Genomic DNA, 23,180 nt, shown 5'->3' on the forward strand with positions numbered 1-23,180 from the left:
CGTGAGTCGGGCCCAGCGCGCGTCCTCTCCTGCGACTCGACGGGGGGTGGCCCCGCCCGGGGCCGTCCGGCACGCCACCGGGTCCAACCCGGGGCGGGCCGGCGGGCCGACCCGGGCGGTCACCCGCACGCTGAGCGACGACCCGCTGGGCGGCACGGTACGCCGTACCGTGCTGCCCAGCGGGCTGCGCGTGCTCACCGAGGCGATCCCGGCGATGCGCAGCGTCTCGTTCGGCGTCTGGGTCTCCGTCGGCTCCCGCGACGAGACCGGCCCGCAGGCCGGCGCCGCGCACTTCCTGGAGCACCTGCTCTTCAAGGGCACCCACAAGCGCACCGCGCTGGAGATCTCCGCCGAGATCGAGGCGGTGGGCGGCGAGACCAACGCCTTCACCACGAAGGAATACACCTGCTACTACGCCCGCGTGCTGGACGAGGACCTGCCGCTGGCGATCGACGTCATGTGCGACGCCGTCGCCGACTCGCTGCTGGAGCCGGCCGACGTGGAGACCGAGCGCGGCGTCATCCTCGAAGAGATCGCCATGCACGACGACGAGCCCGGCGACGAGGTGCACGACCTCTTCGCCCGCGCCGTCTACGGCGACCACCCCCTCGGCCGGCTGATCTCCGGCACGGAGGAGACGGTCACCCCGATGACCCGGCGGCAGATCCAGAGCTTCTACCGCCGCCACTACGCCCCGCCGCGCATCGTGATCGCCGCCGCCGGCAACCTCGACCACGCCGCGGTGGTCAAGCTGGTCCGCCAGGCCCTCGCGGGCACCCCGCTGGACGTCGACCCGGCCGCGCCGGCTCCGCCCCGGGCGGCCACCCCGGCGGTACGCCTCCGGCCGGCCACCACCCTGGTCGAGCCGAAGGAGACCGAGCAGGCGCACGTCATCCTCGGCTGCCCCGGCATCGACCGCACCGACGAGCGGCGCTTCGCCCTCGGGGTGCTCAACAACGTCCTCGGCGGCGGGATGTCCAGCCGGCTGTTCCAGGAGATCCGCGAGCGGCGGGGCCTGGCCTACTCGGTCTACTCCTACGCCAGCCAGTACGCCGACAGCGGCCTCTTCGCCGTCTACGCCGGCTGCGCACCGGGCAAGCTGGACGAGGTGCTGGACCTGACCCGGGCCGAGCTGTCCCGGGTGGCCGCCGACGGGCTGACCGAGACCGAGGTGGCCCGGGGCAAGGGGATGAGCAAGGGCTCGTTCGTGCTCGGCCTGGAGGACACCGGCTCCCGGATGAGCCGGCTGGCCAAGGGGGAGCTGCTCTACGGCGACCTGATGCCGGTCGACGAGCTGCTGGCCCGCGTCGACGCGGTGACCGTGGACGACGTGAACACCCTCGCCGCCGAGCTGCTGGCCCAGCCGACGTCCCTGGCGGTCGTCGGCCCGTTCGGCGAGGGCGACTTCTCCGGCTGACCATCGCGCGTCCCCGGGGCTCCGCGCCGGCCGGCCGGCCCGACTGGGATAGGTTGTGGCCCGTGACTGACGAGCGGGAGAAGAACGCCGGGCGGCCGATCCGGGTCGGTGTGCTGGGCGCGCGGGGCCGGATGGGCGCCGAGGTGTGCAAGGCGGTCGGCGCGGCCCCCGACCTGGAGCTGGTGGCGACGGTCGACCAGGGCGACGACCTCTCCGCCGTCGCCGACGCCGGGGCCGAGGTGGTCGTCGACTTCACCACCCCCGACGCCGTCATGGAGAACCTGCGCCGGTGCGTCGAGGCGGGGATCAGCGTCGTCGTCGGCACCACCGGCTTCACCGAGGAGCGGGTCGAGCGGGTGCGCGGCTGGCTGGCGGAGAAGCCGCAGGTCGGTGTGGTGATCGCCCCGAACTTCGGCATCGGCGCGGTGCTGATGATGCAGTTCGCGGAGCGGGCGGCCCGGCACTTCGAGTCCGTCGAGATCGTCGAGCAGCACCACCCGCGCAAGCTGGACGCCCCCAGCGGCACCGCCACCCACACCGCCCGGCGGATCGCGGCGGCCCGCGCCGACGCCGGCCTCGGCCCGGTGCCCGACGCCACCGCCGACGAGGTGCCGGGCGCGCGGGGGGCCGACATCGACGGGGTACGCGTGCACGCCGTCCGCGCCACCGGCCTCGTCGCCCACCAGGAGGTGCTCTTCGGCACCACCGGCGAGACGCTGACGATCCGGCACGACTCGTACGACCGGGTGTCGTTCATGCCCGGCGTCCTGCTCGCGGTCCGCGCGGTGCGCACCCGCCCCGGCCTGACCGTCGGCCTGGACCCGCTGCTCGACTGATCCGGGGCCCGGCGCCGGGCGGCCCCGCGGAAAGCGGTCGCCCGGTCGGCCGCCCGGCCCTAGGCTCGCGGTGATGATCGACTCGAACCTCCGCGACCGGGCCGGGCGGCGTGTCACCCTGCGCCCCGTCGACGACGACAACTGGCGGGCCGTCGCCGACGTGGTGCCCCGCGACGACCAGCGCGCCTGGGTCTACCCGATGGCGGCCCGCTACCTGCTGCTCAGCGCACGCGGCGACGTCTGGACCTCGCTGGCCGTGTACGCCGACGAGGCCGTGGTCGGCCACGTCATGTGGGGAGTCGACGACGACGGCTCCCGCTGGATCGGCGGGATGGTCGTCGACGCCGCCGAGCAGGGCCGGGGCGTGGGCGCGGCCACGGTGACCACCCTCGCCACCTGGTTGGCCGCCCAGCCCGGCTGCACCGCCGTCCGCCTGTCGTACCACCCGGCCAACACCGCCGCCGCGGCCCTCTACTCCCGGCTCGGCTTCACCCCGACGGGCGAGACGGACGACGGCGAGCTGGTGACCGAGCTTCCCGTCGAAGGGCGGCGGGACGGCGGAGCCGCGCTCAGGGGAGCGCGACGTGCAGGCGGAGCTGGTTGACCAGCATGTCGTCCACGTCGAGGGCGCGGGCCGCGCCGTCGGCCTCCCAGCCGGCGGCGGTGAGGAACTTCCGGGTCGCGGCGTCGCCGTCGAACGCCCACGCGACCGCGCGGGCGAACCCGTCCTCCCGCCACAGGTCGACGCTCGCCGCGAGGAGCCGGCTGCCGTGCCCGCGCCGGCCCCAGCGGGGCTCGACCAGCAGGTCCGTCACGGCCACCACGTCGGGCCCGAGCGCCTCGGCCGGCTCGTTCGGGGCGAGCGCCTCGGCGTCGACCGGCCCGGAGGCGGCGAACCCCACCAGATACGATTGCTCGGCCTGCTCGACGGCGACCAGCACCCGGTGCGCGCCCGAGGGCGGCTCCTGCACCGCAGCGCTCCACCCCCGGGCGAGATACTCCTCGTCCAGGTTGTCGAGCACGTGCCGGGGCAGGATCCGGCGATAGGCGACCCGCCAGGTCGCGAGCTGGATTCGTGCGATCTCGCCGGCGTCTTCCGGACGCGCCGGGCGGACGTACCCGAGAGCCATGGGACCGAAGCCTACGCAGGGTGGGGGGAGCGACGGTGGCGCAGGGTGCCAGAAGGACGATCGGACAGGTCGTCGCCGTCGTCGGGCTCGCCGTCGCGGTCACCGCGTTCCTGTCGGTGGCGGCCGTGCGACACGGCTTCTTCGACCTGAAGGTCTACTACGGCGCGCTGAACTTCTGGGTGCACGACGGCGGGGAGATCTACGACTTCCTCAAGCCCGGCACCCAGTACGGCTTCACCTACCCGCCGTTCGCCGCCCTGGTGATGCTGCCCATGGCGGCGCTGCCGTGGCCGGCGGCGATCGTGGTGAGCGTGACCGCGTCCGTGGCGGTGAGCGTGGTGCTGCTCTGGTGGCTGGTCGACCCGATCGCCCGCCGCGCCGGCTGGACCCGGTGGTTCGCCCTCGCCGTGGCGGTCTGCCTGGCCGCCGCCTTCGAGCCGATGCGCGAGACGGTCAACTTCGGCCAGGTCAACATGCTGCTGCTCTTCCTGGTCGCGGTGGACCTGCTGCGGCTGCTGCCGGCGGGGAACCGGTGGGCCGGCGTGGGCATCGGCCTGGCCACGGCGATCAAGCTGACCCCGGGCATCTTCGTGGTCTACCTGCTGGTCACCGGCCGCTGGCGGGCGGCGCTGACCGCCGTCGGCACCGCAGCCGGGACGACGCTGGTCGCCGCCGCCCTCTTCCCCGACGCGTCCCGCGAGTTCTGGACCTCGGCGTTGTGGAACACCGGCCGGGTCGGCGAGCTGGCCTTCGTCTCCAACCAGTCGCTGCGCGGCGTGGTGGCGCGGCTGAACCCCGAGCACCCCAGCACCCTGGCCTGGGCGGCACTGGTGCTGGCGACCCTCGCGGCGTGGGCGTGGCGGTCCCGGGCCGCCGCGGCGGCCGGCGACGAGGCGACCGGCCTGGCCCTGACCGGCGCGGTGATGTGCCTGGTCAGCCCCGTCACCTGGGTGCACCACCTGGTCTGGCTGCTGCCGGGGCTGATCCTGCTGGTCGACAACGGCATGGCGGCCCCCGCCCGCAGCGGCCGGCGCCGCCTGCTGCTGGCCGCCGCGATCGTCGGGTACGGCCTGCTGACCAGCCGGATCGTCTGGGCCTGGGAGAAGGACTTCACCGGCGTCGACGGCTTTCTCGGCAGCAACACCTACGTCTGGATCAGCCTGGCCCTGCTGCTGTTCCTGCCCGTGCGGTGGTGGGCGGCTCAGCCGTCGAGCCGCCCCGCGTAGCGCAGCTCGGCCAGGCCGAGCGGGGGAGCGCCGCCGGCCAGCGGCACCCGGTAGGTGGTCTGCTCGCCGTCCGGGGACAGCCCGGCCCGCTCGTAGAAGCGCCGGGCCCGCCGGTTGTCCTGGAGCACCCACAGCCGGTACGCCGTCCAGCCCCGCCCGGCCAGCCGCTCCCGCGCCGCCGCCAGCAGCCGCCCGCTCGTGCCGTCCCCCCAGTGCGCCTTCTCCACGTACATGGCGAGCACCTCGCCGAGAGAGTCGTCCAGGTCGCCCCGGTCCTGGTTGTTCCGGTACGGCCCGAAGGTGGTGAACCCGACGACCGCTCCGCCCCGCTCGGCGAGCAGGGTGGTGAACGGGTGCTCCGGGTCGGCCGTGCCGGTGTCCCGGCGGCGCTGCGCCCAGGCCGCCACGTTGAGCCGGGTCAGCACCTCCTCCGGCATGATCCCCGCGTAGCCGTCCTGCCAGCCGTGCACGTGCACCCGGGCGACCGCCTCGGCGTCGTCGGGTTCCTCGGGGCGGATGATCAGCATGGGTCCGTTCTATGCCCCGCCGGGCGCGTCGTCCAGCGAGCCGCACCGGTGTCGTACCGCTGGTTTAGGGTGCCGGACGATGGCCGCACCGGAATCGCTCTCGCTCGCCCAGGCCCGCCGGGTGGCCCTGGCCGCCCAGGGCTTCACCGACCCCGCGCCTGTGGGCGTGCCCACCCGCCGGCACCTGCGTCGCGCCCTCGACCGGGTCGGGCTGATCCAGATGGACTCGGTGAACGTGCTTCAACGCGCCCACTACCTGCCGCTCTACAGCCGGCTCGGGCCGTACCCGACGACCCTGCTCGACGGCGCGGCCTACCGCCGCCCGAGGGAGCTGTTCGAGTACTGGGGGCACGAGGCGTCCCTGGTCCCGGTCGGGCTGCACCCGGCGCTGCGCTGGCGGATGGCCCGGGCGCGCGACGACGCCTGGGGCGGGATGCGTCGCATCGCCGCCGAGCAGCCGGGCCTGGTCGCCTGGGTCCGCGACGAGGTGGCCGCCCGGGGGCCGCTGACGGCCGCCGAGATCGAGCACGACGCACCCCGGGAGACCGGCAACTGGGGGTGGAACTGGTCGGCCGTGAAGAAGGCCCTGGAGTTCCTGTTCTGGGCCGGCGAGGTGGCCGCCGCCGACCGCACCACCTCCTTCGCCCGCCGCTACGACCTGCCCGAGCGGGTGCTGCCGGCGGCCGTGCTGGGCGCGCCCACCCCGACCGAGGCCGAGGCGCACCGGGCGCTGGTGTCGGTCGCCGCCCGCTCGCTCGGGGTGGCCGCCGAGCCCGAGCTGCGCGACTACTTCCGGCTTCCGGCGGCCGGCGCGCGGCGGGCCATCGCCGAGCTGACCGAGGCGGGCGAGCTCACCCCGGTGACCGTGCGGGGCTGGCGGCACCCGGCCTGGCTGCACGCCGCCGCCCGGCTGCCCCGCCGGGTGCGGGCCAACACGCTGGTCAGCCCGTTCGACCCGCTGGTCTGGGAGCGGGGCCGCGCCGAGCGGCTGTTCGAGCTGGCCTACCGCATCGAGATCTACGTCCCGGCCCCGCAGCGGGTGTACGGCTACTACGTGCTGCCGTTCCTGCAGGGCGAGCGGTTCACCGCCCGGGTCGACCTGAAGGCCGACCGGAAGGCGGGCGTGCTGCTGGTCCCGGCCGCCTGGCTGGAGCCGGGGGCCGAGCCGGGGGAGACGGCGCTCGCCCTGGCCGCCGAGCTGTACCGGCTGGCCGGCTGGCTCGGGCTGGACGCGGTCGCCCCGCCCGCCGCCGGCAACCTCGCCGGCCCGCTGTCCGGGGCGCTGCGCGGCGTGGCGGGTGTACCGTGAGCGGCGTGACGAGCGTTGACGGCCCGCCCGGTACGCAGCAGCACCAGCACCCGCACCAGCCGGACCCGGGGCAGCCGGACCGGCAGCACCAGCACCCGGGGCAGCCGGCTCCGCAGGGGCCGGCGGCGGCGGGCGAGTGGCCGCCGGGGGCGTACCCGATGGCGGAGCCGGACCGGCTCACCCGCTTCGTCATGCGGGTCCACGCCCGCTCGCCGCGCTGGGCGGTGCCCCTGGCCGCGCTCGGCTGCGTCGGCCTCGGTGTGGCGTACGCGCTGCTCAGCGACCCGACCCGGGCCGCGCCCGACGCCGCGCCGAGCTGCCTGCTGAAGCTCACCACCGGGCTGGACTGTCCGGGTTGCGGCGGCACCCGCGCCCTGTGGTACGTGCTGCACGGTGACCTGCCGGCCGCCGCCCGGCACCACTTCCTCTTCGTCTTCGTGCTGCCCCTCCTGGCGTACCTCTTCGTCGCCTGGGCCGGGAAGCAGGCGTTCGGGTGGCGGCTGCCGATGCCGGAGATCAGCTCGAAGATGATCGGCGGTTTCCTGGCCCTCTGGGCGGTCTTCTCGGTCGTCCGCAACCTGCCCTGGGCCCCCTTCACCTCCCTCTACGTCTGACCCCGCCCTCTGGCCCGTCGACCCTCGGCCCGCCATCCGGCCACCCGGCCGGTCCCGTCAGGGACGGCCCGACGGCGCTGTCCCTGGGCCCTTTGGAGCTGAGTCGTTCGCGCTATCGGTGGTGGGCCGTGGTGCTTCCCGTGACGTGCTGTGATGCCCTCGCCGGTGGGTGGCCGTCGTGCTCGCCGCGCGCGCCGTCGCGCCGCGCAGGTCGTCGGTCGTCGCTCGCGGGCCGTCGGTCGTCGGTCGTCGCTCGGGGAGTCGCGGGTCGTCGGTCGCCGCTCGGGAGTCGACGCTTGCGGGCCGCCCGTCGCGGGCCGCCCGTCGCGGGTCGCTGGTCGCCTTTCATAAGTTGCGGGTTGCGGGTCGTGGCGGGGCGGGAACTGACGCGATGGTGGAAACGACTCAGCTCCAAAGGGGCCAGCGGCAGCACTGCCAGCCGCGCCCGGCAACGGCGTCCTCGACGGCGGTGTTCCGGTGGGCCGGGCGGGTGACCGACGTTGCACCGGGCGAGCCTGGCTTGGGCGCGGCCGCGGGGGACCACTACAGTCCAAGGAATGCCGGAGATGGTGCAGCCCCAGGTCAAGCTGATCGCGTGGACCCAGTTCCAGGCCCCGGACGACGTGCCGTGGTCGACCGACGCCGACGGGGGCCAGGCGCTCGCCGAGTTCGCCGGCCGGGCCTGCTACCAGAGCTGGAAGAAGCCGAACCCGGCCACCGCCACGAACGCCGGGTACCTGGCGCACATCCTGGAGGTCGGGCACCTGTCGGTGCTGGAGCACGGCTCGGTGAGCTTCTACCTCACCGGCATCTCCCGCTCCCTCACCCACGAGCTGATCCGGCACCGGCACTTCTCCTACTCCCAGCTCTCCCAGCGCTACGTCCCCGAGCGGGACGCGGCCATGGTCGAGCCCCGGGTGATCGCCGACGACCCGGAGCTGCACAAGCGGTTCGTCGAGGCCACCGAGGCGAGCGTGCGGGCGTACACGGAGCTGCTGGAGGGTCTCGAAGAGCGCTTCGCCGACGAGCCCAACCCCACGCTGCGCCGCAAGCAGGCCCGGCAGGCGGCCCGCGCGGTGCTGCCCAACGCCACCGAGACCCGCATCGTGGTCACCGGCAACTACCGGGCCTGGCGGCACTTCATCGCGATGCGCGCCACGGAGCAGGCCGACGTGGAGATCCGCGAGCTGGCGATCGAGTGCCTGCGCCAGTTGCAGGGGGTCGCCCCCAGCGTCTTCTCCGACTTCGTCGTCTCCACCCTGCCGGACGGCACGGAGGTTGCGGCCACCCCGCACGACGAGTGAGTACGAACCCTTCCCCGCCGGCCCCCCGGTGGTCGTCCGCTAGGTTGTGAACATGACGCACGACCACCCTGTTGCCGCCGACCGGGCGGTTTCCCGTCCTTTCGGCCGACTGCTCACGGCCATGGTGACCCCGTTCGCCGCCGACGGCTCCCTCGACCTCGACGGGGCCGTACGGCTCGCGAACCACCTCGTCGACGAGCAGGGCAACGACGCGCTCGTGCTCAACGGCACCACCGGCGAGTCGCCCACCACCACCGACGCGGAGAAGGAGCGCCTGATCCGGGCCGTGGTGGAGGCGGTCGGCGACCGGGCCAAGGTGGTCGCCGGGGTCGGCACCAACGACACCCGGCACACCATCGAGTTGGCCGAGGCGGCCGAGAAGGCCGGCGCGCACGGCCTGCTCGTGGTGACGCCGTACTACAACAAGCCGCCGCAGAGCGGGCTGATCCGGCACTTCACCGCCGTGGCGGACGCCACCGGGCTGCCGGTCATGCTCTACGACATCCCGCACCGCTCGGGGGTGCCGATCGCCACCGAGACCATGGTGCGGCTCGCCGAGCACAGCCGGATCGTCGCGGTCAAGGATGCCAAGGGTGACCTCACCGCCTCCTCGTGGGTGACCAGCCGCACCGAGCTGGCCTACTACAGCGGCGAGGACTCGCTCACCCTGTCCGCGCTGGCGGTCGGCTGCGTCGGCCTGGTCGGCACCTCGACCCACTTCACCGGCGCGCTGGTGGCGCGGATGATCGAGGCGTACGAGGCGGGCGACCCCGGCACCGCGCTCGCCCTGCACCGGCGGCTGCTGCCCCTGTTCACCGGCATCTTCCGCACCCAGGGCACCATCCTGGTGAAGGCGGGCCTGGCGGCCAAGGGCCTGCCGGCCGGCCCGGTGCGGTCCCCGCTGGTGGACGCCACCGACGACGAGATCGCCCAGCTCCGCGCGGACTGCGCGGCGGCGGGCCTGGAGCTCCCCGAATGATCGAACGACACGACGGACGCCGGGTTACGGCGTCGCGGAATGAGGTGGACGCGTGACCGAGGCGCACTTCGAGGGGGAACTGCCCCCGCCGCTGCCGGAGGGCGGCCTGCGGATCATCCCGCTCGGCGGGCTCGGCGCCATCGGTCGGAACATGACCGTCTTCGAGTACGACGGCAAGCTGCTGATCGTCGACTGCGGGGTGCTCTTCCCCGACGTCGAGCAGCCCGGCGTGGACCTGATCCTGCCCGACTTCGGGCCGATCCTGGACCGGCTGGCCGACGTGCAGGCGATCGTGCTCACCCACGGCCACGAGGACCACATCGGCGCGGTGCCGTACCTGCTCGCCCACAAGCCGGACATCCCGCTGGTCGGCTCGCAGTTCACCCTCGCCCTGGTCGAGGCGAAGCTGGCCGAGCGGCGCATCCAGCCGTACACGCTGACCGTGCGGGAGGGCGGCCGGGAGCGGCTCGGCCCCTTCGAGTGCGAGTTCTTCGCGGTCAACCACTCGATTCCGGACGCCCTGGCGGTGGCCATCCGCACCCCCGCCGGCCTGGTGCTGCACACCGGCGACTTCAAGATGGACCAGCTCCCGCTGGACGGCCGGATCACCGACCTGGCCGGCTTCGCCCGGCTCGGCGCCGAGGGCGTCGACCTGCTGCTGTCGGACTCCACGAACGCCGAGATCCCCGGCTTCGTCACCCCCGAGCGGGAGATCGGGCCGGTGCTCGACTCGATCTTCGCGAAGGCGACGGGGCGGATCATCGTCGCGTCGTTCGCCTCGCACGTGCACCGGGTGCAGCAGGTCTTCGACTCGGCCGTCGAGCACGGCCGCAAGGTGGCGCTGATCGGCCGTTCGATGGTCCGCAACATGGGCATCGCCCGGGACCTCGGCCTGCTCAACATCCCGGCCGGACTGGTGGTCGGCATCGAGGAGGCCACCAACCTGCCGCCCGAGCAGATCGTGCTGATGTCCACCGGCTCGCAGGGCGAGCCGATGAGCGCCCTGGGCCGGATGGCCAGCGGCGACCACCGACACATCACCATCGCCCCCGGCGACACGGTGGTGCTGGCCTCCTCCCTGGTGCCCGGCAACGAGACCTCGGTCTACCGGGTGATCAACCGGCTGGCCCGGGCCGGCGCGGTGGTCGTGCACAAGGACGTGGCGAAGGTGCACGTCTCCGGCCACGCCCCCGCCGGTGAGCTGCTCTACCTGCTCAACGTGACCCGCCCGAGCAACCTGATGCCGGTGCACGGCGAGTGGCGGCACCTGCGGGCGCACGCCCGGCTCGGCATCGAGTCCGGCGTCGCCCCCGACCGGGTGGTGCTCTGCGAGGACGGCGACGTCGTCGACCTGGTCGAGGGCCGCGCCAGCCTGGTCGGCCACGTCAAGAGCCGGTACGTCTACGTCGACGGCCTGGCCGTGGGCGACGTCAGCGAGTCCCTGCTCACCGAGCGGCGGATCCTCGGCGACGGCGGCTTCATCGCCACCACCGTGGTGGTGGACTCCGTCACCGGCAAGGTGGTCGGCGGGCCGACCCTGTCGGCGAAGGGCTTCTCGGAGGACCCGGAGGCGTTCAACCCGGTGATCCCGCTGGTCACCGAGGCGCTGAACCGGGCCGCCGCCGACGGCATCACCGACCCGCACCAGCTCCAGCAGATCGTCCGGCGGACGGTCGGCCGCTGGGTCAACGACGCGTACCGCCGCCGTCCGATGATCGTCCCCACGGTCGTCGAGGTCTGACCCGCGCCGCCGCGACGCCCGCCCGCACCCCTGTGCCGGCGGGCGTCGCCGCGTATCCGGCGGGTCTCTCCGGGCCGACGTGCCGCCCGGTGCCGTCGCCCGGCGACCTTCTCGCGGGTCGGGCCGCCCGCTCAGGCCAGCAGCGCGTTCAGCTCGTCGTAGCCGATCCCGTCGGCCAGCGAGTCGTACGACCCGGAGCGCAGCGCCTCCGTGGCGGCGCGGCGGACCAGCCCGTAGGCGGCCCTGACCAGCGCCGAGCCGAGGCTGACCCGGGCCACCCCCAGCTCGGCCAGGGCGGCCACGCCGGGCGCGCCCGGCCCGGCGAGCACGTTGACGGGGCCGTCGATCCCGGCGACCAGCGCGCCGATGGTCTCGGCGTCGACGACGCCCGGCACGAAGACGCCGTCCGCGCCCGCCGCCCGGTAGGCCGCCGCCCGGCGCAGCGACTCCGCCAGCCGGTCCGCCGGGTCACCGACCGCCAGCAGGAACACGTCGGTGCGGACGTTGACGAAGAGCCGCACGCCCGCCTCGTCCGCCGCCTGCCGGGCCGCCCGGATGCGGGCGCACTGCTCGTCCACCGGGCGCAACGCCGTCGCCCCGGCCGGCGTGCCGTCCTCGATGTTGACGCCCACCGCGCCGGCGGTCAGCACGGCGGCCACGGTGCGGGCGACCCCGGCCGGGTCGGCGGCGTACCCGCCCTCGATGTCCGCGGTGACCGGGACGGTGACGGCGGCGGCGACGCGGGCGACCACCGCCAGGGCGCGGTCCCGGTCCACCTCCTCGCCGTCCGGCGAGCCCAGGCTCCACGAGACCCCGGCGCTGGTGGTGGCGACCGCCGCCGCGCCGCAGTCGGCCACGATCCGGGCGCTGGCGGCGTCCCAGGCGTTGGGCAGCACGAGCGGGGAGCCGGGGCGGTGCAGGGAGTGCAGGAGTTGGGCGGCGTGCTGTTGGTGCGTCGTCGTCATGGGCCCCATTCCACCAGGGCGGGAGGAGATCGTCCGGCGGGTTTCGGACCTCGTTCGTGGGCCGCGGCCCCACCCGGTCAGGGCAGCGCGGCGACCGCCTCCGCGTACGCGACGCCGGTGGCGACCGCCGCGGTGACCAGCACGTCGAGTTGCGCCGGGGCCACCCCATGGGCCAGGTCGGTGGTGACGTCGCCGGCCAGCACCAGCTCCCCGCCGTCGTCGTGCGCGTACGCCTTGGGCAGCAGCCGGTCGTGGTTCCAGGCGTTGCAGAACGCGTACGCCTCGGCGCGCCGTTCCGCCGGCAGGCGCCGGGTGGCCAGCACCCGTACGTGCAGGATCTCGCCCCGCTGCCCGGCCTGCCGGAACTCGATCACCGCCGGATCCCACCGCCCGACAACGGCCCCGCCGGCCCGCACCATCCAGGTGTCCCCGCGCCGGTCCAGGGCGGCCGTGACCAGGGCGATGGTCAGCGCCCCCGGCTCGTCCCCGGCCGACCCGCCCGCTCCACCGCCATCCCCGCCGTCCCCGCCGTCCCCGCCGTCGCCGGCCGACTCCTCACCGTCCGGCTCCTCAGCGGGCAGCGGGGCCGGGGCGCTGATCGGCCGTTCGGCCAGCCGGGCGGCGATCCGCCCGGACTGGTGCCCCGTGCCGTTGCGGGCGTCGAAGCTGCCCGCGAGCCCGGTAGCCAGCTCGGCTAGCAGCCCGCCGAGCCCGGCCACGTCGACGCCCTCGCCCGGCCGGCCGGCGGGGCCCGGTCCGGGCATCCGCCGGTCGCCCCGCCCGGCCTCGGTGGCGAGGGCGCACAGCAGCGCCCCGGCCGCGGCGAACTCCATCGTCGCCATGTCGTCGGCCGGGTGGCTCAGCCGGGGCACCTGCTCGGCGAGGATGTCCAGCCCCCGGTCCAGGTGCCCGCCCAGCGCGCAGAACCGCAGGTGCGCGGCCAGGTACGGGAACGCGGCCCGCTCCCGCCGGTGCCGCCGGTACGCCTCGACGTGCGCCCGCGCGGCCCGCTCCGGGTCGCTGGCGCGCAGCAGCGGCACCAGCGCCCCGGCCAGCGCCCGCTCGGGCTGGTCCGTGCAGTACGCCGCCGCCCCGGCCTCCCGCCCTGCCGCGTCGGCCCGCACCGGCGGCTCGGCGAGGAACGGGCGCAGCTCGGCCAGCGCCGCCGCCCAGTCGCCCCAGCCGGCCAGCAGCTCGGCGCGGCGCGACGGCGCGCATTCCGGGCAGCCGGCGGCCGGGTCGGCGGGGGCGGTGCGCCAGCGGTCGTACCAGCGGCGGGCGGCCGGCTCGTCGCCGAGGTGGTCGGCGAGCCGGCAGCGCAGCTCGGCCACCAGGTCGCTCGGCCCGTCGCCGGCGTCGCCCGGCCAGTCGCCCGCCTCGCCCGGCCCCTCGCCCGCGTCGCCCGGCACGTCTCTCACATCACCCGGCGCGTCTCCCGGTCCGTCGCGGCGGGCCAGTTCGTCCAGCGCCGCGCGGGCCTGGTCCAGCCCGACGCGGGGGGTGGCGAACACCGCCTCCACCGCGAGGCGCTGGTAGCGGCGCAGCTCGGCGGCCCGCTCCCCGGTCGGCCCGGGCACGGCGTCGAGGAGTTCCCGGCAGCGGCGGACCGGTTCGACCAGCCGCCACCGCTCGCCCCGCCGCAGGTACGCCTCCACCAGCGCGAACCGGGCGGTCAGCCCGGCCCCGGGATCGCCGGCCGCGTCGGCGTCGGCGACGATCCGCTCCAACTCGGCGACGGTCGAGACGGAGTCGGGTCGGTCACCCTCTCCGAGCGGGCCGTCCCATGCTCGCGGCTGCCCGGTCACGGCCGCGTCCCGCCCGGAAGCTGGCCGACGGCGGCGGCGAGCTGGCAACCGGTGGAGATGCCACAGTCGAGCAACTGGTCGAGCTGGTGCGGGGTCACCCCGCGCTCCAGGTCGGCGATCACCTCGCCGCAGACCAGGGCCCGCCCGTCGTCGTCGACGTGCACGAACGCCTTCGGCCAGTACCGGTCGTGGTTCCACGAGTTGCAGAACGCGTGCAGCATCGGCACCCGCTCGATGGGGAAGGTCGGCGCGGCGACGGTGCGCACCTGGAGGATCTCGCCGGCCGCGCCCGCGCGCAGGAACCACACGAGACTGTCCTCCCAGCGGCCGAGCAGCCGGCCCCGCTCGTCGACCGAGACGGCGTACCCCCGGCTGCCGAGCACGGCGGCGATCAGCTCGCCGGTCAACGGGCGCAGCGCCCCGGGATACCCGGCCAGGGGGCCGTGGCCGTCCTCGATCTCCGGCGACGCCATGGGCATCCCTTCTGAGGCGAATAACACAACAGGTGGCGTCGTCCGTGCTGCGACGCGCGGACACGACCCGGAAAAGCGGCGATCCACCGGGTTCCGCCGTTACGGTGACTCTATGGCGGGCCGTACCTCTCAGGCGAGCCGGCGACGCGGCGCGTCGCCGCGCGGCACCACGAACAGTCGTGGCCGTCAGCCGGCGAAGAAGACCACCAAGGCCACGAAGGCCGTGCCCCGGCGGCGCACCGCCGCCCGGCCGAGCCGCAGCGCCTCCGTGGGCCGGGCGATCGGCGCGGTGTGGATCGGGTTGGCCAGCGGCGTCGGCTGGACGGTGCGGGCCGCCGGTCGGCAGGCCGCCTCGGCCCGCGACCTCGACCCGGAGCACCGCCGCGACGGCGCCGGCCTGCTGCTGCTCGGCCTGGCGCTGCTCAGCGCGGTGGCGATCTGGTTCGCCGGCGCGGGCCCGGTGGGGGCCCGGCTCGCCGACACCGTCCGGCTCTTCCTCGGGGCCATCTCGATCGTCGTTCCGGTGCTGCTCGGCATCGGCGCGTGGCGGTTGATGCGCACGCCCGGCGACCCGGAGCACCGGGGGCGGGGCCTGGTGGGCTGGGGGTCCATGCTGGTCGCCACGGCCGCGATGCTGCACATCGGACAGGACCCGGTGGACTCGGTCCAGCGTGACTACGCCGGGGGCCTGGTCGGTGCGGGCGTCGGCAACGTGCTGGAGACCGCCGTCACCGCCTGGGTGGCCGTGCCGCTGCTGCTCCTGCTGCTGGTCTTCGGCCTGCTGGTGGTCACCGCCACCCCGATCAACAAGATCCCGGAGCGCCTCGGGCTGCTCGCCGGTGCCGTGACCGGCACGCCGCCGGAGGCGGAGGACGAGGTGGTGGAGGTGGTCGAGAAGAAGCCGGCCCGCCGTCGCCCCGCCAAGCGCGCCCCCGCGCCGCCGCCGCTGCCGGAGCCGGACGACTTCGCCGAGGAGGCGTACGAGGTCGACCTCCAGGAGACCGTCGTCCTGCCCCGCAAGCCCCCGGCGAAGGTGCCCGCCACCCGCAAGCCGGTCGACCCGCCGGAGCACTCGCCCGCGCCCACCCGCGCCGAGCAGCTCGCGCTCACCGGGCTGGCCGGCGACTACACGCTGCCGCCGGCCAACCTGCTCAGCGGCGGGGCCGCGCCGAAGACCCGCAGCAAGGCCAACGACGAGGTGATCGCCGCGCTGACCGGCGTGTTCGACCAGTTCGGCGTCGACGCGGAGGTCACCGGCTTCACCCGGGGCCCCACGGTCACCCGCTACGAGGTCGAGCTGGGCCCGGGCGTCAAGGTCGAGCGGATCACCCAGCTCTCCCGCAACATCGCGTACGCGGTGAAGTCCCCCGACGTGCGCATCCTCAGCCCGATCCCGGGCAAGAGCGCGGTAGGCGTGGAGATCCCGAACACCGACCCCGAGAACGTGGCCCTGGGCGACGTGCTGCGCTCCCGGGCGGCCACCAGCGACCACCACCCGATGCTGGTCGGCCTCGGCAAGGACATCGAGGGCGGCTTCGTGGTCGCCAACCTCGCGAAGATGCCGCACATTCTCGTGGCGGGGGCCACCGGGGCGGGGAAGTCCTCCTGCCTCAACACCCTGCTGGTCTCGATCCTCACCCGCGCCACCCCGGACGAGGTGCGCCTGCTGCTGATCGACCCGAAGCGCGTCGAGATGACCAGCTACGAGGGCATCCCGCACCTGGTCACCCCGATCGTGACCAACGCGAAGAAGGCGGCCGACTCGCTGGAGTGGGTCGTCCGCGAGATGGACATGCGCTACGACGACCTCGCCGCCAACGGGGTCCGGCACATCGACGACTTCAACCGCAAGGTGCGCAACGGGGAGATCACGGCCCCGCCGGGCAGTGAGCGGGAGATGCGGCCGTACCCGTACCTGCTGGTGATCGTGGACGAGCTGGCCGACCTGATGATGGTCGCGCCGCGCGACGTGGAGGACTCGGTCGTCCGGATCACCCAGCTCGCCCGGGCCGCCGGCATCCACCTGGTGCTGGCCACCCAGCGTCCCTCGGTCGACGTGGTCACCGGTTTGATCAAGGCGAACGTGCCGTCCCGGCTGGCGTTCGCCACCTCGTCGCTGGCCGACTCGCGGGTCATCCTCGACCAGCCGGGGGCGGAGAAACTGCTCGGCCGGGGCGACGGCCTGTTCCTGCCGATGGGCGCGTCGAAGCCGGTCCGCATCCAGGGGGCCTGGGTCACCGAGGGCGAGATCGCCGACGTGGTGAAGTTCTGCAAGGAGCAGCGCGAGCCGGAGTTCCGCCCGGACGTGCTCACCCCGGCGCAGGACGGCAAGAAGAAAATCGACGAGGACATCGGCGACGACCTGGACCTGCTGGTGCAGGCGATCGAGCTGGTGGTCACCTCGCAGTTCGGCTCGACGTCGATGCTCCAGCGCAAGCTGCGGGTCGGCTTCGCCAAGGCGGGGCGGCTGATGGACCTCATGGAGACCCGGGGCGTGGTCGGCCCGTCGGAGGGCTCCAAGGCCCGCGACGTGCTGGTCAAGCCGGACGAGCTGGAGGAGGTCCTGGCCGGCCTGCGCGGCGACGGCGACTGACGGCCTCCCGTACGACCCAGCGCCTGCACGACGAAGGCCCGCCGGAGCTCCGGCGGGCCTTCGTCGTGGTCGGGGGTCAGGCGTTGAGGATGATGGCGGCGAGCACGATGCCGAGGATCGTGCCGGCAACGCTCGCGGCGGCGGCGTACCAGCCGAGCGGCTTGTCGCCCAGGACCGCGCCGACGATGCCGAGGATGACGCCGATCACGCCGAAGATCACGGGTGCCAGGAACACCGCGACGACGGCGAAGACGAAGCCGAGGATCGTGCAGATCCGGGCGGCGTTGCTGCGCGGGCGGGCGGTGCTGTGCATGTCGGCCATGACGTCCTCCATGTTGAGAGCCTCGTGGTGCGGTCGGCCGATCTCTACCCACTGTGGTCGCCCGCCACGCCTCGTAGCGCCCCCGGGCGGTGCGGGGCCCGTTGTAAGGAGGGGCCCCTTGTTAACGCTTTCTGTATAGGAAGGGTCCCCTGCTAACACGCCAACCGGCCGGGCCCCGTGGGTCGGGGTCCGGCCGGTAGGCGGGGTGGTGCGGGTGGGTCTTAGCTGTTCCAGTGCTGGGCGACGAGGTCGGCGGCCTGCTGCTCCCACTGGGCGTAGTGGTCGGGGTACGCCGACACCTGCACCGTCTGGGCGGCCTCGGTCAGGGGCATGTCCTGCCAGCCGTCGACCTGCTTGAGGCCCTTCAGGAACGCCATGGTCGCGTACTCGGGGTCGGTGATCTGCTCCACGCTGCCCCAGCCCGACGACGGGCGCTGCTGGAACAGGCCCTGCGAGTCGTGGTCGTTGCGGTCACCCAGGTGACCCAGGTTCTCCAGCTTCGACTCCTGCAACGCGGTGCCGATCGAGATGACGGCGGCGCGCTCGTCCATGCCGGCCTTCTTCGTGGCGGCGATGATCGCCTTCACGTTCGCCGTCTGCTCGTCGTCAAGGTCGATGCGCGACTGCTCACCCTGCACACCGTGCGGAATCAGCTTGCCCATGTCGACGGCGGGCTTGTCGGCCTGCATCACGGACGCGACGGGCTTGGCATGGGCCGTCGTCGGGGCGGCCTCGGCGGTGGCCGGGCCGGCGAACACACCACCGGCGAAGGCCAGACCAGCGATACCCAGCACGCTCTTACGCAGCATCGTGTTCATGACAAAGCTCCATTCGGGGGTTCGACACCCACCCAGGGGATCAGTCAGGCGGGTGTGAGCACCACGCACGGCGCCCGAGAAAGTCAGAAGGGGGAAGATCTCGACCCGGCCGGCTCGCGGCCCGGGGACCATGTGTAACGACCGGCCACCCACCGTCATTCCCAAGCGGCAACCCGGGGCGGGGGCGTCGGCGCAGGTCAGAGGCACTGCGCTACTCGGTCGTACGCCATGTGTAACGACCCCGGGCCCGCGACGATTCCGGCCCCACGATGCCGCCGGTCACACCCCGCCGGGGCGGGGGACGGGAGTGAATCCGTCACTCCGGCCATCAGGCGCTAAACGGTCAGATCGGCATCAAACGCGAGTATGCCGGTCTCGGAAATGCTTGATCGGCTCCGTGTCGGCGACATGGCGGTGTCTACGTCCCGCCAATGCACCCATGTCGCCGACATGGAGTCGCTGGCCGGCGGGAGCGCCGCCATGGAGTCGCCTCCCGCCGGCCGCGCCCTCGCCTCCCGGCGTCCCGGCAACCTGATATCGGGCATCGCGACACTGACATCCCAATATCGGGCATCCCGACACCGACATCGGGCATCCCGGCATCCGGGCCTCGACCGGGTGTCCGCGTCAGTGGAAGACCTTTAGGCCGACGACCCCCGCGACGATCAGCAGCAGGCAGGTGATCCGGGGCAGGGTCGCCGGCTCGTGCAGCGCCACCATGCCGACCAGGGCGGTGCCCACCGCGCCGATGCCGACCCAGACCACGTACCCGGTGCCGACCGGGATCTGCCGCAGCGCGTACCCGAGGCCGGCCATGCTCAGCACCAGAGCGACGGCGAAGACGGCCGTGGGCAGGGGGCGGCGGAAGCCGGCGCTGCGGTCGAGGGCGATCGCCCACACCGTTTCGAGGAATCCGGAGAGCACGAGGACGATCCAGGCCATGCGACGTCACCTCTGAGGGCTGCCGGCCCCATCGGGGCCGGGACGAGTGGAAACGGCTCGCGGGCGTCTTGGCCTGACCGGGTACGCCCACCCTCGTCCGGGGCGACCCGCAACCACCGGGCCGCCAGCGTCGAACCTAACACCCGCGTGACCAGGGCAGAGGTGAGACGGGCCACGTCGGGTTGACCTGAAGTTGGCTTCAACTCGCAGTATGGCCGTCATGACTCTGCTCGTGTCGGACCCGGAGGTTGCCGCCGCGCTCGACGCCCCCACCACCGTGGCGGCCATGCGCGACGCCCTGCTCGCCGCCCACGCCGGTCGGCTCGTCGCCCCGCCCCGGGCGTCGGCCGCGCTGGGCGGCGGCCGGATGGTCCTCACCGCCGGGCACCTCATCGGCGAGTGGTACGGCTACCGCTCCTACGACACGTTCGGCCATCCGCAGGCCGAGCAGATCGTCGTGCTGCACGACGGGCGCACCGGCGCGGTGCGGGCGGTGGCGGTCGGCGAGGAGCTGGGCTCCCGGCGCACCGGGGGCCTCGGCGGGGTGGCCGTCGACGCGCTGGCCCGCCCCGACGCGGCGACCCTCGGGGTGGTCGGCTCCGGCGGGCAGGCGTGGACCCAGGTGTGGGCCGCCGCCGCGGTCCGCCCGTTGCGCGAGGTGACCGTGCACAGCCGCTCGGCGGCCCGCCGGGAGGCGTTCGCCGCCCGGGTCCGCGCCGAGCTGGGCGTGCCGGCGCGGGCCGTGGAGACCGCCCGCGCCGCCGTGGCCGGCCGCGACGTCGTGGTGCTCGCCACCACCAGCCCCACGCCGGTGCTGGACGCCGCCGATCTCGCCCCGGGCGCCCACGTCAACACCGTCGGCTTCAAGCAGCGCGGCCGGGCCGAGTTCGGCACCGACCTGCTCGACGCCGCCGACGTCCTGGTCACCGACTCGCCGGCCCAGGCGGGCGCGTACGAGCCGCCGATGCTCGCCGCCCTCCCGCCGTACGCCGGGCGGCTGCTCGACCTGGGCGCGGTGCTGGCGGGGGCGGCCCCGGGGCGGACCGGCGCGGGCCAGGTGACGGTCTTCTGCTCCACCGGCCTGGCCGGCACCGAGGTCTTCCTGCTCGACCGCCTGGTCTCCGTCGGCGCGGCCCTCCGCTGACCGGCGACCGCGCCCCGGCCCGCCGCTGCCGCTGACCGGCGACCGTGCCCGGGCGCGGTACGGCGACCGCCGTTGCCGGCCGGCCCCCGCGCGCCCGGTACCCTCGGATGGTGTCTGCCACCTCCCCTTCCCACTCCGACGCCGGTCGTCGCGTCGCCCTGCTGACCCTGGGCTGCGCCCGTAACGAGGTCGACTCGGAGGAGCTGGCCGCCCGGCTGCACGCCGACGGCTGGCAGGTCACCACCGACGGCGAGGGCGCGGACGTGGTGGTCGTCAACACCTGCGGCTTCGTGGAGAAGGCGAAGCAGGACTCGATCCAGACCCTGCTGGCCGCCGCCGACACCGGCGCGAAGGTGGTCGCCGCCGGGTGCATGGCCGAGCGGTACGGCCGGGAGCTGGCCGACAGCCTGCCCGAGGCGCAGGCGGTGCTCAGCTTCGACGACTACCCGGACATCGCGGCCCGGCTGGACGCCGTCGTCGCCGGTGAGGCGATCGGCGCGCACACCCCGCGCGACCGGCGCGAGCTGCTGCCGCTGACCCCGGTCGCCCGGCGTGCCAACGCCGTGTCGCTGCCGGGCCACGGCAGCGCCCGGGCCGCCGTGGAGACCGACGAGCACACCCCGGCCCACCTGCGTCAGGTGCTGCGGCGTCGGCTCGACACCGGCCCGGTGGCGTCGCTGAAGCTGGCCAGCGGCTGCGACCGGCGCTGCGCGTTCTGCGCCATCCCGGCCTTCCGGGGGGCCTTCGTCTCGCGCACCCCCGACGAGCTGCTGGCCGAGGCGGAGTGGCTGGCCGGGACCGGGGTCCGCGAGCTGGTGCTGGTCAGCGAGAACTCGACGTCGTACGGCAAGGACCTGGGCGACCCCCGGGCGCTGGAGAAGCTGCTGCCGCAGCTCGCCGCCGTGCCGGGCATCGTCCGGGTCCGGGCCAGCTACCTCCAGCCCGCCGAGACCCGCCCGGGGCTGGTCGAGGCGATCGCCACCACGCCGGGCGTCGCGCCCTACTTCGACCTGTCGTTCCAGCACTCCAGCGAGCCGGTGCTGCGCCGGATGCGCCGCTTCGGCTCCACCGACCGGTTCCTGGAGCTGCTGGCCTCGGCCCGCGCCCTGGCCCCGGAGGCGGGTGCGCGGAGCAACTTCATCGTCGGCTTCCCCGGCGAGACCCGCGCCGACGTCGACGAGCTGGTCCGGTTCCTCACCGAGGCCCGGCTCGACGCGATCGGCGTCTTCGACTACAGCGACGAGGACGGCACCGAGGCCGCCGGCCTGCCCGGCAAGGTCTCCGCCGCCACGATCAAGCGCCGGTACGACCGGCTCGCCGCGCTCGCCGACGAGCTGTGCTCGCAGCGGGCCGAGGAGCGGCTCGGCTCCACGGTCGAGGTGCTGGTCGACTCGGTCGACGACGGCGTGGTCGAGGGTCGGGCGGCGCATCAGGCCCCCGAGGTCGACGGCTCCACCACCCTGGTCGCCCCGGCCGACGGCGGGGTGGACCTGGCCGCGCTGCGCCCGGGTGACCTGGTGCGCGCCACGGTCACCGCCACCGAAGGGGTCGACCTGGTCGCGGTCCCGGATGAGATGATCTCGGCGGCGCCCGGCGCGACACGGTGACGGCGGGCCCTGAGGGAGCGGGGGAGCGACGTGGTGCGGTGCCAGGAACGCCCCGGCGGCCCGACCGGGCCGGCCCGGTGACTCCGGCGGCGGAGCCGTCCCCGGCTCCGGTGGTGGCCCCGGTGCCGGTGCTCAACGCGGCCAACGCGCTGACCCTGCTGCGCCTGGTGCTGGTGCCGGTCTTCGCGGCGACTGTCGTCGTGTCGGCGATGAGCCACGCGGGGTGGCGGATCGCGGCCTGCCTGGTCTTCGTGCTCGCCTCGGTCACCGACCTGGTGGACGGCTGGATCGCCCGCCGGTTCGGCCTGGTCACCCCGGTCGGCAAGGTGGCCGACCCGATCGCCGACAAGGCGCTCACCGGCGCGGCCCTGCTGATGCTCTCCTGGTACGACCTGCTGCCCTGGTGGGTGACCGTGGTGATCCTGGCCCGCGAGCTGGGCATCACGGCGCTGCGGTTCTGGGTGATCCGGCACGGCGTCATCGCGGCCAGCCGCGGCGGCAAGATCAAGACCGCGCTCCAGATCCTCGCGATCACCTGGTACCTGTGGCCGATGCCCGCCGCCCTCGCCGACGTCGGCCCCTGGATCATGGCGGCGGCGGTGGTCGTGACGGTGGTCACCGGCTTCGACTACGTCGCCCAGGCCCTGCGCCTGCGCCGCCCCCGCTCCTGAGCGCGCCCCGGCGCGGCGGGTCTCGGCGAGCGTCCCACCGTCGGCGGCGGGTCGGGAGGACGCCTGCGGGGCGGATGGCGTAGGGCGGGCCCGGGAGGGAAAGAGACGTGGACATGGGAACGGATGCGAACGGGGAGCGGCCGGTCGGCAGCCCGGCGGCCGGCGTGGTGCACAGCCTGGCCGAGCGGCACGAGACGCTGGCCACCGTGGAGTCGCTCACCGGTGGGCTGCTCGCCGCCTCGATCGTGGAGATCGCCGGGGTGAGCGGCGTCTACCAGGGCGGGCTGGTCGTCTACGCCACCGAGCTGAAGTCCCGGCTGGCCGGCGTACCGGGGGACCTGCTGGCCGAGCGCGGCCCGGTCGATCCCGACGTGGCCCGCGCCCTGGCCGAGGGCGGGCGGCGGCGCTGCGGCGCGGACTGGGGTCTGGCCACCACCGGCGTGGCCGGCCCGGAGCCGCAGGACGGCAAGCCGGTGGGCCTGGTCTACGTCGCGGTGGCCGGCCCGGACGGCTCCGAGGTCCGCGAGCTCGACCTCGACGGCGGGCGGGACCACGTCCGCTCCACCGCCGTGATCGAGGCCCTGCGGCTGCTCGCCGAGCGCATCCACGCGGCGGACGCCGCCGAGGAGTCCGGCGGCCGGGCCGGCGCGGGCGAGGCCGAGGCGGCCGGGTCGGGCCGTCGCTGAGGCCGTCCCGGCCAGATGGACGGGCGGGGTGGGATGTCACGGGGGCCCGCAGCGGGTACCGTTGCGGGAAA

21 protein-coding genes, 1 pseudogene and 1 riboswitch are annotated in these 23,180 nt (G+C 74.6%); of the genes and pseudogenes, 14 read left to right on the top strand and 8 right to left on the bottom strand.

Translation table 11 applies throughout. The features are described 5' to 3' along the window. Position 1 precedes the first annotated feature (1 nt). The 3 genes from LPU43_RS15575 to LPU43_RS15585 all read left to right on the top strand — a co-directional run bounded on the left by LPU43_RS15575 (position 2) and on the right by LPU43_RS15585 (position 2,857). On the top strand, positions 2-1,417 hold the full coding sequence (locus LPU43_RS15575; protein WP_229401156.1) for a M16 family metallopeptidase: 1,416 nt from the start codon (positions 2-4) through the stop codon (positions 1,415-1,417). A gap of 62 nt (positions 1,418-1,479) precedes the next feature. Beyond that, the gene (gene dapB, locus LPU43_RS15580) at positions 1,480-2,253 is read left to right on the top strand and encodes a 4-hydroxy-tetrahydrodipicolinate reductase (protein WP_229401157.1); all 774 of its coding nucleotides are present in this window, start codon (positions 1,480-1,482) and stop codon (positions 2,251-2,253) included. A 73-nt stretch (positions 2,254-2,326) separates the two neighbouring features. Further along, positions 2,327-2,857: a GNAT family N-acetyltransferase gene (locus LPU43_RS15585; RefSeq protein ID WP_229401158.1), complete on the top strand. Its 531-nt coding sequence runs from the start codon at positions 2,327-2,329 to the stop codon at positions 2,855-2,857. On the opposite strand, the gene LPU43_RS15590 is transcribed toward LPU43_RS15585, so the two are convergent. After that, positions 2,823-3,383 (bottom strand): GNAT family N-acetyltransferase, encoded by a 561-nt coding sequence (locus tag LPU43_RS15590; RefSeq protein WP_229401159.1) that lies wholly within the window; start codon positions 3,381-3,383, stop codon positions 2,823-2,825. The genes LPU43_RS15585 and LPU43_RS15590 overlap by 35 nt on opposite strands. Positions 3,384-3,418: 35 nt before the next feature. Here LPU43_RS15590 and LPU43_RS15595 point away from each other — a divergent pair, with 35 nt between their 5' ends. Further along, positions 3,419-4,609, top strand: a complete 1,191-nt coding sequence (locus LPU43_RS15595; RefSeq protein ID WP_306416144.1) for a glycosyltransferase family 87 protein — start codon at positions 3,419-3,421, stop codon at positions 4,607-4,609. Here the strand turns inward: LPU43_RS15595 and LPU43_RS15600 are convergent. Then, a complete protein-coding gene (locus tag LPU43_RS15600; RefSeq protein WP_229401160.1) occupies positions 4,585-5,136 on the bottom strand; it encodes a GNAT family N-acetyltransferase in 552 nt (183 codons plus the stop codon). The genes LPU43_RS15595 and LPU43_RS15600 overlap by 25 nt on opposite strands. A 79-nt stretch (positions 5,137-5,215) precedes the next feature. Between LPU43_RS15600 and LPU43_RS15605 the strand changes: the two genes are divergently transcribed. The 5 genes and pseudogenes from LPU43_RS15605 (at position 5,216) to LPU43_RS15625 (ending at position 11,083) form a co-directional block, all read left to right on the top strand. After that, complete coding sequence (locus tag LPU43_RS15605) at positions 5,216-6,445, top strand: winged helix-turn-helix domain-containing protein (protein ID WP_229401161.1); 1,230 nt, start codon at positions 5,216-5,218, stop codon at positions 6,443-6,445. Next, positions 6,442-7,059 (top strand): annotated as a pseudogene (locus LPU43_RS15610) (DUF2752 domain-containing protein). Before LPU43_RS15605 ends, LPU43_RS15610 begins: the two are co-directional and overlap by 4 nt. Before the next feature lie 566 nt (positions 7,060-7,625). Then, positions 7,626-8,363 carry an FAD-dependent thymidylate synthase gene (gene thyX / locus LPU43_RS15615; protein WP_229401391.1) on the top strand — a complete coding sequence of 246 codons (738 nt, stop codon included), beginning with the start codon at positions 7,626-7,628 and terminating at the stop codon, positions 8,361-8,363. A 52-nt stretch (positions 8,364-8,415) separates the two neighbouring features. After that, positions 8,416-9,342, top strand: coding sequence for a 4-hydroxy-tetrahydrodipicolinate synthase (gene dapA / locus LPU43_RS15620; protein WP_229401163.1), 927 nt, complete (start codon positions 8,416-8,418; stop codon positions 9,340-9,342). A gap of 52 nt (positions 9,343-9,394) precedes the next feature. Continuing rightward, positions 9,395-11,083, top strand: a complete 1,689-nt coding sequence (locus LPU43_RS15625) for a ribonuclease J (RefSeq protein ID WP_229401164.1) — start codon at positions 9,395-9,397, stop codon at positions 11,081-11,083. Between the two features lie 131 nt (positions 11,084-11,214). On the opposite strand, the gene LPU43_RS15630 is transcribed toward LPU43_RS15625, so the two are convergent. From LPU43_RS15630 to LPU43_RS15640, 3 genes are all read right to left on the bottom strand, one after another. After that, a complete protein-coding gene (locus tag LPU43_RS15630; RefSeq protein WP_229401165.1) occupies positions 11,215-12,048 on the bottom strand; it encodes an isocitrate lyase/PEP mutase family protein in 834 nt (277 codons plus the stop codon). Between the two features lie 77 nt (positions 12,049-12,125). Further along, positions 12,126-13,853, bottom strand: a complete 1,728-nt coding sequence (locus tag LPU43_RS15635; protein ID WP_229401166.1) for a type III secretion system chaperone family protein — start codon at positions 13,851-13,853, stop codon at positions 12,126-12,128. Further along, positions 13,850-14,326 carry a type III secretion system chaperone family protein gene (locus LPU43_RS15640; protein WP_229401167.1) on the bottom strand — a complete coding sequence of 159 codons (477 nt, stop codon included), beginning with the start codon at positions 14,324-14,326 and terminating at the stop codon, positions 13,850-13,852. Before LPU43_RS15640 ends, LPU43_RS15635 begins: the two co-directional genes overlap by 4 nt. Before the next feature lie 112 nt (positions 14,327-14,438). Here LPU43_RS15640 and LPU43_RS15645 point away from each other — a divergent pair, with 112 nt between their 5' ends. Then, positions 14,439-16,919 (top strand): DNA translocase FtsK, encoded by a 2,481-nt coding sequence (locus tag LPU43_RS15645; protein WP_229401168.1) that lies wholly within the window; start codon positions 14,439-14,441, stop codon positions 16,917-16,919. A gap of 76 nt (positions 16,920-16,995) precedes the next feature. Here LPU43_RS15645 and LPU43_RS15650 read toward each other — a convergent pair whose 3' ends face one another. From LPU43_RS15650 to LPU43_RS15660, 3 genes are all read right to left on the bottom strand, one after another. After that, positions 16,996-17,241, bottom strand: coding sequence for a hypothetical protein (locus tag LPU43_RS15650; RefSeq protein ID WP_229401392.1), 246 nt, complete (start codon positions 17,239-17,241; stop codon positions 16,996-16,998). Positions 17,242-17,462: 221 nt separating this feature from the next. After that, positions 17,463-18,059 (bottom strand): hypothetical protein, encoded by a 597-nt coding sequence (locus LPU43_RS15655; protein ID WP_229401169.1) that lies wholly within the window; start codon positions 18,057-18,059, stop codon positions 17,463-17,465. A gap of 627 nt (positions 18,060-18,686) precedes the next feature. Continuing rightward, positions 18,687-19,001, bottom strand: a complete 315-nt coding sequence (locus LPU43_RS15660) for a DMT family transporter (protein ID WP_229401170.1) — start codon at positions 18,999-19,001, stop codon at positions 18,687-18,689. 57 nt (positions 19,002-19,058) lie between these two features. Beyond that, positions 19,059-19,129, bottom strand: a riboswitch (guanidine-III (ykkC-III) riboswitch). A gap of 92 nt (positions 19,130-19,221) precedes the next feature. Between LPU43_RS15660 and LPU43_RS15665 the strand changes: the two genes are divergently transcribed. The 4 genes from LPU43_RS15665 to LPU43_RS15680 all read left to right on the top strand — a co-directional run bounded on the left by LPU43_RS15665 (position 19,222) and on the right by LPU43_RS15680 (position 23,109). After that, positions 19,222-20,145, top strand: coding sequence for an ornithine cyclodeaminase family protein (locus LPU43_RS15665; protein WP_229401171.1), 924 nt, complete (start codon positions 19,222-19,224; stop codon positions 20,143-20,145). Between the two features lie 107 nt (positions 20,146-20,252). Next, a complete protein-coding gene (gene rimO / locus LPU43_RS15670) occupies positions 20,253-21,752 on the top strand; it encodes a 30S ribosomal protein S12 methylthiotransferase RimO (protein WP_229401172.1) in 1,500 nt (499 codons plus the stop codon). A 77-nt stretch (positions 21,753-21,829) separates the two neighbouring features. Further along, complete coding sequence (gene pgsA / locus LPU43_RS15675; RefSeq protein WP_229401393.1) at positions 21,830-22,423, top strand: CDP-diacylglycerol--glycerol-3-phosphate 3-phosphatidyltransferase; 594 nt, start codon at positions 21,830-21,832, stop codon at positions 22,421-22,423. 113 nt (positions 22,424-22,536) lie between these two features. After that, positions 22,537-23,109: a CinA family protein gene (locus tag LPU43_RS15680; protein WP_229401173.1), complete on the top strand. Its 573-nt coding sequence runs from the start codon at positions 22,537-22,539 to the stop codon at positions 23,107-23,109. Positions 23,110-23,180: the final 71 nt, after the last annotated feature.

This window comes from Micromonospora okii, assembly GCF_020884795.1.
Taxonomy (GTDB): domain Bacteria; phylum Actinomycetota; class Actinomycetes; order Mycobacteriales; family Micromonosporaceae; genus Micromonospora; species Micromonospora okii.